Annotated in this window: 14 protein-coding genes; 3 read left to right on the top strand and 11 right to left on the bottom strand. The window is 59.4% G+C overall.

Features of this window, described 5'->3' with window-relative positions; genetic code table 11:
- From DBR18_RS03715 to ccoG, 3 genes are all read right to left on the bottom strand, one after another.
- Window positions 1-2142: heavy metal translocating P-type ATPase (locus DBR18_RS03715; protein WP_256588521.1), on the bottom strand; the 2142-nt coding region annotated here is incomplete at its 3' end.
- 132 nt (window positions 2143-2274) lie between these two features.
- A complete protein-coding gene (locus DBR18_RS03710) occupies window positions 2275-2814 on the bottom strand; it encodes a FixH family protein (protein WP_108589298.1) in 540 nt (179 codons plus the stop codon).
- 11 nt (window positions 2815-2825) lie between these two features.
- Entirely contained in the window at window positions 2826-4241 is a 1416-nt protein-coding gene (ccoG, locus tag DBR18_RS03705; RefSeq protein WP_108589297.1) for a cytochrome c oxidase accessory protein CcoG, read from the bottom strand.
- A gap of 790 nt (window positions 4242-5031) precedes the next feature.
- Here ccoG and DBR18_RS03700 point away from each other — a divergent pair.
- Window positions 5032-6042, top strand: coding sequence for a metallophosphoesterase (locus DBR18_RS03700; protein ID WP_371921066.1), 1011 nt, complete (start codon window positions 5032-5034; stop codon window positions 6040-6042).
- Between the two features lie 54 nt (window positions 6043-6096).
- On the opposite strand, the gene ccoP (DBR18_RS03695) is transcribed toward DBR18_RS03700, so the two are convergent.
- The 8 genes from ccoP (DBR18_RS03695) to ccoN (DBR18_RS03660) form a co-directional block, all read right to left on the bottom strand.
- On the bottom strand, window positions 6097-7080 hold the full coding sequence (ccoP, locus tag DBR18_RS03695) for a cytochrome-c oxidase, cbb3-type subunit III (RefSeq protein WP_108589296.1): 984 nt from the start codon (window positions 7078-7080) through the stop codon (window positions 6097-6099).
- On the bottom strand, window positions 7077-7262 hold the full coding sequence (locus DBR18_RS03690; RefSeq protein ID WP_003175465.1) for a CcoQ/FixQ family Cbb3-type cytochrome c oxidase assembly chaperone: 186 nt from the start codon (window positions 7260-7262) through the stop codon (window positions 7077-7079). The genes ccoP (DBR18_RS03695) and DBR18_RS03690 overlap by 4 nt, the downstream gene beginning before the upstream one ends.
- 6 nt (window positions 7263-7268) lie before the next feature.
- Window positions 7269-7877 carry a cytochrome-c oxidase, cbb3-type subunit II gene (gene ccoO / locus DBR18_RS03685; RefSeq protein ID WP_024164411.1) on the bottom strand — a complete coding sequence of 203 codons (609 nt, stop codon included), beginning with the start codon at window positions 7875-7877 and terminating at the stop codon, window positions 7269-7271.
- Entirely contained in the window at window positions 7877-9319 is a 1443-nt protein-coding gene (ccoN, locus tag DBR18_RS03680) for a cytochrome-c oxidase, cbb3-type subunit I (protein WP_047599094.1), read from the bottom strand. The genes ccoO (DBR18_RS03685) and ccoN (DBR18_RS03680) overlap by 1 nt, the downstream gene beginning before the upstream one ends.
- 481 nt (window positions 9320-9800) lie before the next feature.
- Window positions 9801-10754, bottom strand: a complete 954-nt coding sequence (gene ccoP / locus DBR18_RS03675) for a cytochrome-c oxidase, cbb3-type subunit III (RefSeq protein ID WP_108589295.1) — start codon at window positions 10752-10754, stop codon at window positions 9801-9803.
- Window positions 10751-10948 carry a cbb3-type cytochrome c oxidase subunit 3 gene (locus DBR18_RS03670; RefSeq protein WP_007969188.1) on the bottom strand — a complete coding sequence of 66 codons (198 nt, stop codon included), beginning with the start codon at window positions 10946-10948 and terminating at the stop codon, window positions 10751-10753. The genes ccoP (DBR18_RS03675) and DBR18_RS03670 overlap by 4 nt, the downstream gene beginning before the upstream one ends.
- Window positions 10949-10953: 5 nt before the next feature.
- On the bottom strand, window positions 10954-11562 hold the full coding sequence (gene ccoO / locus DBR18_RS03665; protein ID WP_003223389.1) for a cytochrome-c oxidase, cbb3-type subunit II: 609 nt from the start codon (window positions 11560-11562) through the stop codon (window positions 10954-10956).
- 10 nt (window positions 11563-11572) lie between these two features.
- A complete protein-coding gene (gene ccoN, locus DBR18_RS03660; RefSeq protein WP_108589294.1) occupies window positions 11573-12997 on the bottom strand; it encodes a cytochrome-c oxidase, cbb3-type subunit I in 1425 nt (474 codons plus the stop codon).
- 95 nt (window positions 12998-13092) lie between these two features.
- Between ccoN (DBR18_RS03660) and DBR18_RS03655 the strand changes: the two genes are divergently transcribed.
- Window positions 13093-13770 carry an alpha/beta family hydrolase gene (locus DBR18_RS03655; protein WP_108589293.1) on the top strand — a complete coding sequence of 226 codons (678 nt, stop codon included), beginning with the start codon at window positions 13093-13095 and terminating at the stop codon, window positions 13768-13770.
- Between the two features lie 1419 nt (window positions 13771-15189).
- A complete protein-coding gene (locus DBR18_RS03650; protein ID WP_108589292.1) occupies window positions 15190-15555 on the top strand; it encodes a DUF6124 family protein in 366 nt (121 codons plus the stop codon).
- Window positions 15556-15620 lie beyond the last annotated feature (65 nt).

Below are 15620 nucleotides of genomic sequence, written 5' to 3'. Positions count from 1 at the left end.
ACCCATGGCCACGCTGATGTCGGCAGCGGCCAGTACTGGCACGTCGTTCACACCGTCGCCGAGCATCAGCACCTTGCGACCTTGAGCGTGCAGCTGCTGCAGCACTTGCAGTTTGTCGTCCGGGCGCAGACCGCCACGGGCCTCGTCGATGCCCAGTTCGGCGGCGACGCTGGCGACCATCGGCGAGCTGTCGCCGGACAGCAGCAGGGTGCGCCAGCCACGGGCCTTGCACGCGGCGAGCAGGGCGGGCGCGTCGTCGCGCAGGCGGTCGTCGAGAACGAACCATGCCAGCGGCCCTTGATCGTCTCCAAGCAGCAGCCATTGGCCCGGTTCATCCGGCATCGCCGGCACAGGTGCGCCGCTGAGGTCGCAGACGAATTCGGCCTGACCGATGCGCAAGCGCTGTGCGTCGACCAATCCTTCTAGCCCAAGCCCCGGCGTGCTGTGCACTTCCTCGGCGGCCAGTGGTGCACGCCCGAAGGCGCGGGCAATCGGGTGTTCCGAACGGTTTTCCAGGGCGGCGGCGAGGCTCAGGCACTGGTCGCTGTTCAACGTGCCCAGTGGAAGGATCGAACGCAAAACCAGCCGCCCCTCGGTGAGGGTACCGGTCTTGTCGAAGATCACCGTATCGATCTGGTTCAGGCCTTCCAGCACATGGCCACGCGTCAGCAACAGACCGAGTTTGTGCAGGGTGCCAGTGGCGGCGGTCAACGCCGTCGGGGTTGCCAGCGACAGCGCGCAAGGGCAAGTCGCGACCAGCATCGCTAGCACGATCCAGAACGCCCGCGACGCATCCAGCTGCCACCACAACAGGCCGATGGCCGCCGCTGCAATCAGCGACAATAGCAAGAACCACTGCGCCGCGCGGTCGGCGATTTCCGCCAATCGCGGTTTCTCGGCCTGGGCGCGATCGAGCAGACGGACGATGGCCGACAGGCGCGTGTCCTGACCCAGCGCCAGTACCTCGACGGTGAGCGCGCCCTCGACATTCAGCGTGCCAGCAGTGACCGCATCGCCCAGCGTGCGCGGTTGCGGCAGGTATTCGCCGGTCAGCAGCGATTCGTCGATGCTCGACTGGCCATCGAGGATCTTGCCATCCGCCGGCAGGATCGAACCCGGTTGCACCAGCACCCGGTCGCCGAGGCGCAGTTCGTTTTGCAGAATGCGTTCGCTCTGGCCGTCGGCGTCGAGGCGCAGGCACGAGGCTGGCAACAGGTTCACAAGCTGCGCGGTAGCAGCGGCGGTGCGCTCGCGGGCCCGGCGTTCCAGATAGCGGCCGGCAAGGAGGAACAGCGCAAACATCCCGACCGCATCGAAATACAGCTCGCCGACCCCGGTGATCGAGGTCCAGATCCCGGCGATGTAGGCGCTGCCAATCGCCAGTGACACCGAGACGTCCATGGTCAGATGGCGGGTGCGCAAGTCGCGCATGGCGCCCTTGAAGAACGGCGCGCAGCTGTAGAACACGATGGGCGTGGTGAGGAACAGCGCAACCCAGCGCAGGATCGTGTGCAGCTCGGGGCTAAGGTCGATGTTGAATTCCGGCCAGGTGGCCATGGTCGCCATCATCGCCTGGAACCACAGCAGCCCGGCGACACCGAGTTGGCGCAGGGCGAGTCGATTCTCGCTGGCCAGTTGTTCGCTGGCGCGGTCGGCCTGATACGGGTGGGCGGCGTAGCCAATGTGCCGTAGTTCGGCGAGGATCTGGCTCAGCGGCAATTGCCCGTCGGCCCATTGCACATGCAGGCGATGGTTGGACAGGTTCAACCGTGCCTCGGCCACTGCCGGCAGAGTGCGCAGATGTTTCTCGATCAGCCAGCCGCAGGCGGCGCAACTGATGCCTTCCATCAGCAGGGTGGCTTCGGCGAGTTCGCCCTCGTGACGGACGAAGGGTTGTTGCACGTCGGCGCGGTCGTACAGCGCCAGTTCATCGGTCAATTGCACCGGCAGGGCTTCGGGGTTGGCCGAGGCTTCGCTGCGATGCTGGTAATAACTTTCCAGACCACCAGCCACGATGGCTTCGGCCACGGCCTGGCAGCCGGGGCAGCAGAACTCGCGGGACTCCCCGAGCACAACGGCGGTGAAGCGACTGCCCGACGGAACGGGCAGGGCGCAGTGGTAGCAGGGGAGTGGGGTGGTCATTAATTTTTCACTAGTACCGCTGAATCACTACAACCCCTGTAGGAGCTGCCGCAGGCTGCGATCTTTTGATCTTGCTTCTAAAAAAACAAAGTCAAAAGATCGCAGCCTGCGGCAGCTCCTACAGGGTTCGGTTTACTTCTTCAGGTCTTCGGCGCCCTGCAGCGGTTCATCACCGAGCAACAGATCCTTGTCATGGCTGACCAGTTCTTCTTCGAACATGCGCCACACGTGGTCGTCCTGGCTGCCGAGCAATTCGACAAAACGCCGGCCTTCAACCTTGTCGCCCAACTGGCCGATGTAGCGGCCGGTTTCGGTTTCGCTGCGGGTCAGGACGATCTTGCGGTCCTTCTCCGGCTGGGTCGGCGAGATCAGGTTCAGTTCCAGGGTTTTCGGCTGGCTGTTGCCGCTCAGACGCAGGTCAACTTCGCCGGTAACGTCATCCAGATGCACGTTGGCGCGCATCTTCAGTTCCTGTGCCAGCAGCTCGCGATCCAGTGAGCGGTTGATGCCCTTGCCGGCCTCGTAATAGTTGTCGTTGACCAGGTTGTCCGGGTTGTTCACCGCAATGGTCACCATGGACAGGGTCAGGGTCACCGAGCAGGCCAGAATCCCGATGATGATCCATGGCCAAAGGTGTTTGTACCAAGGGCTTGCGGCGTTTGCTGCGGGCATGTTCGGTTCTCTCAACGGTTTTGTGGGCCGATGAATCGGCTCTTGGCTTCAACGTGGACGCTGTTGTCATCGGCATCCCTGAGGATGAATTTCACCTCGTTGGTGCTCGACGGCAGTTGTTCCGGTGCGCTCGACAACTCCACCGGCATGCTGAAAATCTCCCCGGCCGGGACCTTGATCTCGCGTCTGCCCTGCAAGCGCAGATCCGGCAGGCCGGCGGCTTCCAGCACGTAGGTGTGGTCGCGCTGATCCTTGTTCATGATCTTCAGGCTGTAGACGTTTTCGATCCGGCCTTCGGCGTTTTCGCGGTACAGCACGCGGTCCTTGCTGACGTCGAAGCCGACCAGCGAGCGCATGAAGAACGCGGTCACCAACAGGCTGATCATCGCCAGCAGCACCACCGCATAGCCGATCAGGCGTGGCCGCAGTTTATGGGTTTTCTGGCCGGACAGGTTGTGTTCGGTGGTGTAGCTGATGAGGCCGCGCGGGTAATCCATTTTGTCCATGATCGCGTCGCAGGCGTCGATGCACGCGGCGCAGCCAATGCACTCGATCTGCAGGCCGTCGCGGATGTCGATGCCGGTCGGGCACACCTGAACGCACATGGTGCAATCAATGCAATCGCCCAGACCCATGGCCTTGTAGTCGACGCCTTTCTTGCGTGGGCCACGGGCTTCACCCCGGCGCGGGTCGTAGGAAACGATCAGGGTGTCCTTGTCGAACATCACACTCTGAAAGCGCGCATACGGGCACATGTAAATGCACACCTGCTCGCGCAACCAGCCGGCGTTGCCGTAGGTGGCGAGGGTGAAGAAACCGACCCAAAAGTACGACCAGCCATCGGCCTGGCCGGTGAAGAACTCGAACACCAGTTCGCGGATCGGCGAGAAGTAGCCGACGAAGGTCATGCCGGTGACGAAACCGATCAGCAGCCACAGTGAATGCTTGGCGAGTTTGCGCAGGAACTTGTTGGCGCTCATCGGCGCCTTGTCGAGCTTGATGCGCTGGTTGCGGTCGCCCTCGGTGACCTTTTCACACCACATGAAAATCCATGTCCACACGCTTTGCGGGCAGGTATAGCCGCACCAGACGCGGCCGGCGTAAACGGTGATGAAGAACAGGCCGAACGCGGCAATGATCAGCAGGCCGGACAGCAAAATGAAATCCTGCGGCCAGAACGTCGCACCGAAGATGAAGAACTTGCGTTCCGGCAGGTTCCACCACACCGCCTGATGGCCGCCCCAGTTGAGCCACACCGTACCGAAATACAACAGAAACAGCGCGGCGCCGCCCATCATCCGCAGATTGCGGAACAGGCCGGTGAAGGCACGGGTGTAGATTTTTTCTCGAGAGGCGTAAAGATCGACGCTGTTGTTCGCGTTTTTGCCAGGTGGTGTGACGTCGTGTACCGGAATCTGGTTGCTCATCATTGCATCCCACGGCAGTGGAAAAATGCCGCGGTCGATACGTGCCGACCGCGGTCAGAAAGGGGTGTTGCAGTGGCGCAATGATACGCCTGTGGCTCTGGCTCAAGGGTGCGACCTTTGGTCGCGTTGGGAGAAATCAATTGATGGTGTAGTGACTTGAGTCAATTGACTTTGAAGTATGGACGGTTTCTGCAATCAGGCGAGGCCGTTTGCCGTTGGCCTGTTTGCACCATGTAACCGAGCGCAGGTTCAGTGCCTGCCTGTCATTGGCTGCCAGTGTTCGATCTGGTAGTGCGCCGGCCTCAATGGCTACCGGGGTGCGCCATTGAGGCCGGATAAAGTCACCAGCGATCAGGGCAGTCTGCCTCCCCCCAGGCTATCGAGGCCACCAGTGCCCTTGCGCTTGCGATCGGCGCTTGCGGACCTTTTGGAGCGAGCGTTTTTTACTGGCTCCAAGCGGTTTGCAGGGGCCGGATCGTGATCTTCGGCTGGTGAGTCGTGGATAGCCTCGCCGGGAATAACCGTCGAATTGTTTTCTTGAATGTCTGACATGGGCAATGAACGTCCTTGATCTAGCCTCCGATAACGATATCGGAGCGCATGATTAATCTAGATGTCTCGTGGCTCAATATCAATTCGTTATATTTTAAAGTAATTAATATATGTTTCAGAAATAAATATAATTGATTGTCTGTTCATTTTGTTTGATTGAAGCTGATTAATAAAATAGCGTTTATCGGGTCACGCTGAGTGACTTTTAAAAGTTAAATAAATCATGGAAGCTTAAAAAGTGCATATCAAGGAAGTTACAAAGATAATCATGGGAGCCGGTATGTTCCTGTTGGCATCGATGACCTACGCTGATGAAGCAATGCCTCAGCATATGGTGTTTGCCTCGGATCCCCAGTATCCCTGGACCGACAAGACAGACAGTCGTGAGGAAGAATCAGATGCCGATTTTGAACAGCGTTCCAAATGGCTGGTAGAGAGCCAGTTTGCAAGTATTGCCGAATTCAGGAAATATGCGGGTGGACAGGCTCGAGTGCCGTTGATGATCAATGGCGACATGACTGCTTTCGGTCATGGCTGGCAGCGTACTTACATTCAAAGGGCGCTGTTCAAGCATTTTGGTGAGGACTTTCTGTATGGTCTGGGCAATCACGACTACGAAAATAACGTAAATGATTGCTTCAGCGAAAGTTGCGCTGCGGGCAGCATAGTCGACTACCGTGATCATCATGTTGATAAAGTTGACGAGTTTGATCTTGTTGTCAGTGGTGGGTTCTTGAGTACGCAGTACTCCGGTAGTCTGGCCTATTCAAAAAACATTGGTCAGGTGCATTTGGTGCAGCTCAATAACGAGCCGACTTACGAAACCAGGATTTCCCACCCTCTGAATCCGACTTCGTTTGATATTACCCAGTCGCTGGATTGGCTTGAGAATGACCTGCAGATCGCTCGGACGCAAGGTTATGCAATCATCATCAACATGCACAAACCTTTCGACTGGAAAGGAAGTTGGGATCAGGAAAAACGCTTCAGAAACATGATCGTTAAACACGAGGTCACGGCGATTTTCGCGGGTCATCTGCATGAAAACAGCGGGGAGACCTCAAGTATCGGGGGGGTGCCCATGTTTCTCAGTGGCGCGACCTCTCAGCAGACCTATCTGATTGCCAGTTTTACCGAGGATCGCAAGCAATTGCAGGTCAGTCTGGTAAAGAACAATCAGTGGCGCAGTCGTACGCCGATAGCAACCGTTCCGGTTACATCCATCTGGGCCGACCGTCCACGGCCATGAAAAAAGCCCCCGCCAGTGATCTGGCGGGGGCTTTTCTTGCCTCAGGCGTCGGCCTTACTGCGCCTCGGCTTCCGGCGCTTTTTCACCGTGGGACAGGCTGTACACGTACGCTGCCAGCAGGTGCACCTTGTCGTTGCCTTGCAGTTGTTCCTGCGCAGGCATCTGGCCCTGACGGCCGTAACGGATGGTCTGCTGCAGTTGCGCGAAGCTCGAACCGTAGATGAACGCGGCCGGGTGAGTCAGGTTCGGTGCGCCCATGGCCGGGGTGCCTTTGCCTTCCGGACCGTGGCAGGCCACGCAGTTGGCGGCGAACAGCTTCTGGCCGTTGGCCGGGTCAGCCTTGGTGCCTTCCGGCAGTTTGCGGCCATCGAGCTGGGTCACCACGAAGGCTGCGACATCGGCTACACCTTGTTCGCCGATGACATCGGCCCAGGCCGGCATCACCGCGTGACGACCGCCCATGATGGTGGTCTTGATGGTTTCCGGCTCGCCGCCCCAGCGCCAGTCGGCGTCGGTCAGGTTCGGGAAACCGTAGGCGCCCTTGGCGTCGGAACCGTGGCACACCGAGCAGTTGGAGGCGAACAGGCGGCCACCCATTTTCAGCGCTTGCGGATCCTTGGCGACTTCCTCGATAGGCATCGCCGCGAACTTGGCGAAGATCGGACCGAACTTGGCGTCCGAACGGGCCATTTCCTTTTCCCACTCGTGCACGCCGGTCCAGCCGGTCTGGCCGTTGGCGAACGCGGTCTGCTTGTCGTTATCGAGGTAGTTGTAGCCCGGCAGCAGGCCTTTCCAGTTGCCCAGGCCCGGGTACAGCACCAGATAACCCAAGGCGAACACGATGGTGCCCACGAACAGCATGAACCACCATTTCGGCAGCGGGTTGTCGTACTCCTCGATCCCGTCGAAGGAGTGGCCCACGGTCTCTTCCGTCTGTTCGCTGCGCTGGCCCTTGCGGGTCGACAGCAGCAGCCAGGTCAGTGAAAAGATCGTACCGAGACTGAGGACTGTGACGTACAGACTCCAGAATGTAGTCATTCTTTGTTACTCCTAGAAGCTTGCTCGACGTGCTTGATGGCTTCGGGATCATCCGCAAAAGGCAGCAATGTTGCGTCTTCAAACTCCGACTTGCGCTTGGGGCTGAATACCCACAACGCCAAACCGATGAAGGCCACCATCACGACGACGGTGCCCAGGCCGCGAATCATCCCGATATCCATGAAGAATCACCGTTTGCTTTTGATGATGGTGCCCAGGCCCTGAAGGTAGGCCACCAGCGCGTCCATTTCGGTTTTGCCCTTCACGGCATCTTTTGCACCGGCGATGTCTTCGTCGGTGTAAGGGACGCCGAGCGTGCGCAACACTTCCATTTTTTTGGCCGTGTCTTTGCCGTCGAGCTTGTTTTCCACGAGGAACGGGTAAGCCGGCATTTTCGACTCAGGCACCACGTTGCGCGGGTTGTACAGGTGCGCACGTTGCCAGTCATCGGAGTAACGACCGCCCACGCGAGCCAGGTCCGGGCCGGTACGTTTGGAACCCCACAGGAACGGGTGGTCCCAGACGCTTTCACCGGCAACCGAGTAGTGGCCGTAGCGTTCGGTTTCAGCGCGGAACGGCCGGATCATCTGCGAGTGGCAGCCGACACAACCGTTGGCGATATAGACGTCGCGGCCTTCCAGTTCCAGTGCCGAACGCGGCTTCATGCCTTCGACCGGCTTGTTGGTGACGTCCTGGAAAAACAGCGGAACGATCTGGGTCAGGCCGCCAATGCTGACGGCGATGACCATGAAGAAGGCCAGCAGCCCAATATTCTTCTCGACAGCTTCATGCTTCATCAGTGAGCTCCAACGACAGCGATCTGGGCGGCGGCTTCGGCTTCGGCCGGGTTCGAGGCGCGCACGGTGCGCCATACGTTGTAAGCCATCAGGAACATGCCGCTGGCGAAGAAAGCACCGCCCAGGGCACGGACGATGTAGCCCGGGTGACTGGCCTGCAGCGCTTCGACGAACGAGTAGGTGAGGGTGCCGTCATCGTTGATTGCACGCCACATCAGACCCTGAGTGATGCCGTTGACCCACATCGAGGCGATGTACAGCACGGTGCCGATGGTCGCGAGCCAAAAGTGCGCGTTGATCAGGCCGACGCTGTGCATCTGCGCACGACCGAACAGTTTCGGGATCATGTGGTAGATCGCGCCGATCGAAATCATCGCCACCCAGCCCAGCGCGCCGGCGTGAACGTGGCCGATGGTCCAGTCGGTGTAGTGCGAGAGCGAGTTGACGGTCTTGATCGCCATCATCGGCCCTTCGAAGGTCGACATGCCGTAGAACGCCAGCGATACCACCAGGAAGCGCAGGATCGGGTCGGTGCGCAGCTTATGCCAGGCGCCCGAGAGGGTCATCATGCCGTTGATCATGCCGCCCCAGCTTGGCGCCAGGAGGATGATCGACATCGCCATGCCCAGCGATTGTGCCCAATCCGGCAGAGCGGTGTAGTGCAGGTGGTGCGGGCCGGCCCAGATGTACAGGGTGATCAGTGCCCAGAAGTGCACGATCGACAGGCGATAGGAGTAGATCGGACGTTCGGCCTGTTTCGGCACGAAGTAGTACATCATCCCGAGGAAGCCGGTGGTCAGGAAGAAGCCCACGGCGTTGTGACCGTACCACCACTGGATCATCGCGTCAGTCGCGCCCGAGTAGGCCGAGTAGGACTTGAAGAAACTCACCGGCAGGGAGGCGTGGTTGACGATGTGCAGCATCGCGGTCACGACGATGAACGCGCCGTAGAACCAGTTACCGACGTAGATGTGCTTGGTCTTGCGCTTGGTGATGGTGCCGAAGAACACCAGCCCGTAGGAGACCCAGACAATGGCCAGCAGAATGGCAAGCGGCCATTCCAGTTCGGCGTATTCCTTGGTGGTGGTGTAACCCAGCGGCAAGGTAATGATTGCGCCGACGATAACGGCCTGCCAGCCCCAGAAGGTGAAGGCGGCGAGGCTGTCGGAGATCAGTCGCGTCTGGCAGGTTCGCTGCACGACATAGTAGGAAGTGGCAAACAGTGCACAACCACCGAAGGCGAAAATCACCAGGTTTGTGTGCAACGGGCGCAAGCGTCCAAAGCTCGTCCACGGCAGACCGAAGTTCAATTCCGGCCAGACCAGTTGCGAGGCGATGAAGACACCAAGCCCCATGCCAAGGATCCCCCAGACCACCGTCATGATGGCGAACTGGCGGACTACCTTATAGTTATAAGCAGTCGGACTGATTGCTGTGCTCATTCTAAGGTTCCACGGTTTGGGTGTTTTATTAGGATTAAAATCGGCCGCAAGTATGCAGAGAGCAGGGGGTCATTGCAACGCGCCATGACCTGGGTCAATGCTTTCCAACGCTGATTCTGCGGCCTTTCCATACGCCGCGTAAGGACAAAAATGGCCTCGGACAAAATGTCGCAGCGGACGAAAAAAGCGAGGGGTTCAGGTCAGTTGTAACGAGGTGTGTTCGAACGCAGTGATCGGGTGACGGACGGTCATTGGCGCGACAGCCGGTATCTACCGGGCTTTGCGCCCTGTCAGTCAGGCGATTTGTCGAACACATCGCTCAAGGTCGACCTGGAACCGGCACGGGCCAGTCCGCATCGAGCAAGCGTAGACCCGATTCGGAGGATTCGAAAGGAGAGGGTATTACGGGGTGCGACAATGCGTCGCAAAGGGGCGGGATGCTGCCGCACCGAGAATGGTGCGGCAGAGGTGTGCGCAATGCTTACTGCTTGTTGTCTTCAGTAATCGGTTTTTCTGTATTCAATCCGTGCGACAGGCTGTACACATAAGCGGCGAGCAATTGCACTTTATCGTTGCCCAACAGCTCGTTCTGTGCCGGCATGTGGCCCTGACGACCGTGGCGAATGGTCTGCTCGAGCTGCGTCAGACTCGTGCCATAAATAAATCCGGCCGGGTGCGTCAGATTCGGCGCACCCATGGCTTCAGTGCCGTGGCCGGTTGCCCCATGACAGGCTACGCACGTGGTGCTGAACGCTTGCTGTCCGGCTTGCAGGTCGGCCTTGCTGTCGGCCGGCAGTGGCAAGCCTGCCAGTTCGTGACGCACATACGCCGCGACGTTCTTCACCCCGGTCTCGCCCAGCACTTCACCCCAGGCCGGCATCGCCGCCATCCGCCCACCCATGATGGTGGTCTTGATGGTCTCGGCGTCACCGCCCCAGCGCCAGTCCTTGTCGGCCAGGTTAGGGAAGCCGAAAGCGCCCTTGGCGTCGGAGCCGTGGCACACCGAGCAGTTGGAGGCGAACAGTCGGCCACCCATTTTCAGCGCCTGCGGATCCTTCGCCACTTCCTCCACCGGCATGGCGGCGAATTTGGCGAAGATCGGCCCGAATTTGGCGTCGGCCTTGTTCATTTCCTTTTCCCACTCGTGGACGCCGGTCCAGCCGTCCTCGTAGCCGGGCAGGATGCCTTTCCAGTTGCCCAGGCCCGGATACAGGATCAGATAGCCCACGGAAAACACCAGCGTGCCGGCGAACAGCATGAACCACCACTGCGGCAGCGGGTTGTCGTATTCCTCGATGCCGTCGAAGCTGTGGCCCATGGTCTGGTCGACGCTGCCCTTGGTCTCGCCCCGGCGGGTGCCGATCAGCAGCCAGGTCAGGCCGATCAGGCTGCCGATGGTCAGTACGCAGATCCACGTACTCCAGAAGGTGGTCATGGCCGGGTACTCCTTGGTTCAGGTGCTTGGGTAATGTCGGGTTGCGGCTCGTCGGCGAACGGCAGCAGGCGAGCTTCGGCGAATTCCGGGGTGCGCTTGCGGTTGAACACCCAGATCGTCAGGCCGACGAAGGCGACGAACACCACGACGGTGCCGAGGCCGCGAATCAGCCCTGAGCTCATTTCAATGACCATCGTGCTTACCTCTTGCTCTTGATCGCAGTGCCGAGCACTTGCAGGTAGGAGACGAGGGCGTCCATTTCGGTCTTGCCCTTGAGGCTGGCGACCGCGCCGCTGATGTCGTCGTCGGTGTACGGCACGCCGAGGGTGCGCATGGTCTTGAGCTTGGTTTCGGTGTGGCTGCTGTCGACCGCTTGCGTGACCAGCCACGGGTAGGCCGGCATTTTCGACTCAGGCACCACATTGCGCGGGTTGTACAAGTGCGCGCGGTGCCAGTCGTCCGAGTAACGCGCGCCGACCCGTGCCAGATCCGGCCCGGTACGCTTGGAGCCCCAGAGGAACGGGTGATCCCACACGCTTTCACCGGCCACCGAGTAGTGCCCGTAGCGTTCGGTTTCGGCGCGGAACGGGCGGATCATCTGCGAGTGGCAACCGACGCACCCTTCGCGGATGTAGATGTCGCGGCCTTCCAATTGCAGCGCGGTGTAGGGCTTCATGCCTTCCACCGGTTTGTTGGTGACGTCCTGGAAGAACAGCGGGACGATCTGGGTCAGGCCGCCGATGCTCACGGCAAACACCATCAGCAGCATCAGCAGGCCGACGTTCTTTTCAATCGTTTCGTGTTTCATGGCGGACTCCTCAGGCCATCTGCGCGGCAGCAACGACGTCAGCAGGCTGCGAGGCCCGCACGGTGCGCCAGGTGTTGTAAGCCATCAGGAACATGCCGCTGAGGAAGATCGCCCCGCCGATCAGCCGCACGACGAAGCCTGGGTGGCTGGCCACCAGGGTTTCGACGAAGGAGTAGGTCAGCGTGCCGTCCTCGTTCACCGCACGCCACATCAGGCCCTGGGCGATGCCGTTGACCCACATCGAGGCGATGTACAGCACGGTGCCGATGGTGGCGAGCCAGAAGTGCGCGTTGATCAGGCCGATGCTGTGCATCTGCTCTTTTCCGAAGACTTTCGGGATCATGTGGTACAGCGCGCCGATCGAGATCATCGCCACCCAGCCGAGCGCGCCGGCGTGAACGTGGCCGATGGTCCAGTCGGTGTAGTGGGAGAGGGCGTTGACGGTCTTGATCGCCATCATCGGACCTTCGAAGGTCGACATGCCGTAGAACGCCAGCGAGACCACGAGGAAGCGCAGAATCGGGTCGCTGCGCAACTTATGCCAGGCGCCCGAGAGGGTCATCATGCCGTTGATCATGCCGCCCCAGCTCGGTGCCAGCAGAATCAGCGACATCACCATGCCCAGCGACTGTGCCCAGTCCGGCAGTGCGGTGTAGTGCAGGTGATGAGGGCCGGCCCAGATGTACAGGGTGATCAGCGCCCAGAAGTGCACGATCGACAGGCGATAGGAATACACCGGACGTTCGGCCTGTTTCGGCACGAAGTAGTACATCATCCCGAGGAAACCGGCAGTGAGGAAAAAGCCTACGGCGTTGTGGCCGTACCACCACTGCACCATCGCATCGGTTGCACCGGCATACACCGAGTAGGACTTGGTGAAACTCACCGGCAACTCAAGGTTGTTGACGATGTGCAGGATCGCCACGGTGATGATGAACGCGCCGAAGAACCAGTTGCCCACATAAATGTGCTTGGTCTTGCGCTGCATGATCGTGCCGAAGAACACGATGGCGTAGGCGACCCAGACGATGGTGATCAGGATGTCGATCGGCCATTCCAGCTCGGCGTATTCCTTGGAGCTGGTGTAACCCAGTGGCAGGCTGATCGCCGCCAACAGAATCACAAGCTGCCAGCCCCAGAAGCAGAACGCGGCGATTTTCGGCGCAAACAATTGCGTCTGGCAGGTGCGTTGCACCGAGTAGAACGAACTGGCGAACAACGCGCAGCCGCCGAAGGCGAAGATCACCGCGTTGGTGTGCAGCGGGCGCAGACGGCCGAAACTGGTCCAGGGCAAATTGAAGTTGAGTTCCGGCCAGACCAATTGGGCCGCGAGAAAAAACCCGAGCCCCATGCCGACGATGCCCCACACCACCGTCATAATGGCGAATTGGCGGACCACCTTGTAGTTGTAGGCGGTACTGATAGAAGTGTTCATGGTTCCCCATCCACGGTTCAGCCGAAGTGAGCGCGCGCAGAAAACGCCGCGAATCCTTCGCCTGGAGTTATAGGCAGACTAAAAGCGAGGCAAGCATGGACAAACAGCACAAGGCCAGTATTGACGGGGATCAATGGGCGCAGTGCGTGCGGGATCATGGGTGGCTTTGGGACGCCGCGTCGGGCGAGGCTTCGGCGACGCTCATCCTCGCCCATGGTGCCGGGGCGCCGATGGACAGTGAGTGGATGAACGATATGGCTGGGCGCCTTGCTGCACTTGGGGTGAATGTGTTGCGGTTTGAGTTTCCTTATATGGCGCAGCGGCGTATCGACGGTGGCAAGCGTCCGCCTAATCCGGCGCCGAAACTGCTTCAGTGTTGGCGTGAAGTGTTCGCTGAAGTGCGACGTCATGTCGCTGGGATTTTGGCCATCGGTGGTAAGTCCATGGGCGGGCGGATGGCGAGTTTGCTTGCCGACGAATTGGGCGCTGATGCGCTTGTCTGTCTTGGATATCCGTTTTATGCGGTGGGCAAACCTGAGAAACCGCGGGTTGAGCATTTGGCTTCTTTGCGGACTCGGACGTTGATTGTGCAGGGGGAGCGGGATGCTCTGGGTAATCGGGAGGCGGTTGAGGGGTATTCGTTATCCCCGAGTATTGAGGTGTTTTGGTTGGCCTCTGGGGATCATGATTTGAAGCCGCTCAAGGTTTCCGGGTTTACGCATTCGGATCATTTGGCTTCGGCTGCGGAGAAGGTTGCCGGGTTTCTTCGGTGAGGTTTGGTTGGGGGTGTATATCCGTTGCTGCGGTAACGGCGACTTAGGGTTCCGCCCTTACGGCGGGTCACTTTTTACAAACGCCTAAAAAGTAACCAAAAACGCTTGCTCCTGCGTTCGGCCCGCTCGCTGGGGCTCGGGGTTCCTTCGCTCCGGGATCCATCCGGGCGCAGCGCCTACGGTTTGCTTCGCTGCACCTCCTCTCGCTGTGTTTGGCTGCGCCAAACGGTCGCTGCGCTCCCACCCCCGGATGAATCCCGGAACGAAGCCTTCCGACGTCGCCCGTGGATCAAGATCAAAAGCTGCAGCCGAGCTAACGCTCATCCTGTGTAGGAGCTGCCGAAGGCTGCGATCTTTTGATCTTGATCTTGTGGGAGCTGGCCTGCCAGCGATGGCGGCCTACGACCCGACCATTTTCCTACTGATGCACCCAATCCAACTGTAGGAGTGAGCCTGCTCGCGATGGCGCCATGACATCCAACCAATCCCTAACTGAATGCACTCAACCCACTGTGGGAGCTGGCTTGCCAGCGATGGCGGCCTGACAGCCGACCATTCCCTTACTGATGCACCCAGTTCAAATGTGGGAGCGAGCCTGCTCGCGAAAGCGGCCTGCCAGGCATCCTCAATTTCAGACCGACAATAAAAAGCCCGGAAGCTTTCGCTTTCCGGGCTTTCAAGGTCAAAAGATCGCAGCCTTCGGCAGCTCCTACAGGTGATCGGTGTAGGAGCTGCCGAAGGCTGCGATCTTTTGATCTTGATCTTGTGGGACCTGGCCTGCTCGCGATGGCGGCCTACGACCCGACCATTCTCCTACTGATACACCCAATCCAACTGTAGGAGTGAGCCTGCTCGCGATGGCGCCATGACATCCAACCAATCCCTAACTGAATGCACTCAACCCACTGTGGGAGCTGGCTTGCCAGCGATGACGGTCTGACAGCCGACCATTCCCTTACTGACGCACCCAGTCCAAATGTGGGAGCGAGCCTGCTCGCGAAAGCGGCCTGCCAGACACCATCAAAACAACAGAAAAACCCCGACATTCCCTGCGCATAAACATAGCCACGCAATCGCGTTTAAAGTACACGAATCGTTACGCCATAACGGCTACAACACCTTGCGCCGTTACCTACGCGTACGCCAGAATCCGCCGGCTTACGCGGCTATGGGCCGGGCTATATCGTTTCCCTGTCACTAAAAAACAGTGATCGGGTTTGGTAGCCCGTCTGTAATAGCTATATGGCGACACCATATGCAGTGCCTTGTTGAGGCTCGGTTTTATGGTGGTCATGCGTGGGGCTCATTCGTGAGCGCCGGGTTCCTATTGCAGCCGGTCTACCAACCCGCGTATGGCCACCACCCACTCGTTTGGTAGCGAGAGTGATGGCTCCTTAAACTGCGATAGGAGTTTCATCCATGTTCAAAGTCACACCCAATCCCCCAAATGCCGACGCATCCGCTGACAACCCCGCGCTCGCGTCTCAAAAAACAAAAGAAGCAATCGACCGCGCCCTCGACTACTACCTCAAGCCCGAAGACCTGGCCCTCCCGCCAAGCCCGCCAAAAAACCGCCCGATCTATCTCGTCGATCCCACGCTGGATGATGAAACCCTGCTCGTCGAAGCCAGTGAGTCGCTGTCATCGGCCAAAGCCATGGCCGGCAACATCGCCAACTCAATCGGCGGCCCGGAGCGCAAACCGCTGCTGGCGCTGCAACAGCTGATCATGTTGAACGAGCTGCTGGTCAACCGACTGCTGGACAGGCTGCGCTTGCCGCAGTAATCGCTGGTAACCGCGTGCAACGCCAAATCAAAAAAAACCGGATAGCTCTCACTACCCGGTTTTTT

The sequence above is a fragment of the Pseudomonas sp. HMWF021 genome, assembly GCF_003061005.1.
Taxonomy (GTDB): Bacteria; Pseudomonadota; Gammaproteobacteria; order Pseudomonadales; family Pseudomonadaceae; genus Aquipseudomonas.
This window is presented reverse-complemented; position numbering and strand designations above follow the sequence as displayed.

What these genes read in the sequence shown, in the direction of transcription:
- DBR18_RS03655 (WP_108589293.1), top strand. Translation starts at nt 13,093, where the DNA reads ATGGACAAACAGCACAAGGCCAGTATTGACGGGGATCAATGGGCGCAG.
- ccoP (WP_108589295.1), bottom strand. Translation starts at nt 10,754, where the DNA reads ATGACCACCTTCTGGAGTACGTGGATCTGCGTACTGACCATCGGCAGC.
- DBR18_RS03690 (WP_003175465.1), bottom strand. Translation starts at nt 7,262, where the DNA reads ATGGATATCGGGATGATTCGCGGCCTGGGCACCGTCGTCGTGATGGTG.
- ccoN (WP_047599094.1), bottom strand. Translation starts at nt 9,319, where the DNA reads ATGAGCACAGCAATCAGTCCGACTGCTTATAACTATAAGGTAGTCCGC.
- DBR18_RS03710 (WP_108589298.1), bottom strand. Translation starts at nt 2,814, where the DNA reads ATGCCCGCAGCAAACGCCGCAAGCCCTTGGTACAAACACCTTTGGCCA.
- ccoP (WP_108589296.1), bottom strand. Translation starts at nt 7,080, where the DNA reads ATGACTACATTCTGGAGTCTGTACGTCACAGTCCTCAGTCTCGGTACG.
- DBR18_RS03650 (WP_108589292.1), top strand. Translation starts at nt 15,190, where the DNA reads ATGTTCAAAGTCACACCCAATCCCCCAAATGCCGACGCATCCGCTGAC.
- DBR18_RS03670 (WP_007969188.1), bottom strand. Translation starts at nt 10,948, where the DNA reads ATGGTCATTGAAATGAGCTCAGGGCTGATTCGCGGCCTCGGCACCGTC.
- ccoO (WP_003223389.1), bottom strand. Translation starts at nt 11,562, where the DNA reads ATGAAACACGAAACGATTGAAAAGAACGTCGGCCTGCTGATGCTGCTG.
- ccoG (WP_108589297.1), bottom strand. Translation starts at nt 4,241, where the DNA reads ATGAGCAACCAGATTCCGGTACACGACGTCACACCACCTGGCAAAAAC.
- ccoN (WP_108589294.1), bottom strand. Translation starts at nt 12,997, where the DNA reads ATGAACACTTCTATCAGTACCGCCTACAACTACAAGGTGGTCCGCCAA.
- ccoO (WP_024164411.1), bottom strand. Translation starts at nt 7,877, where the DNA reads ATGAAGCATGAAGCTGTCGAGAAGAATATTGGGCTGCTGGCCTTCTTC.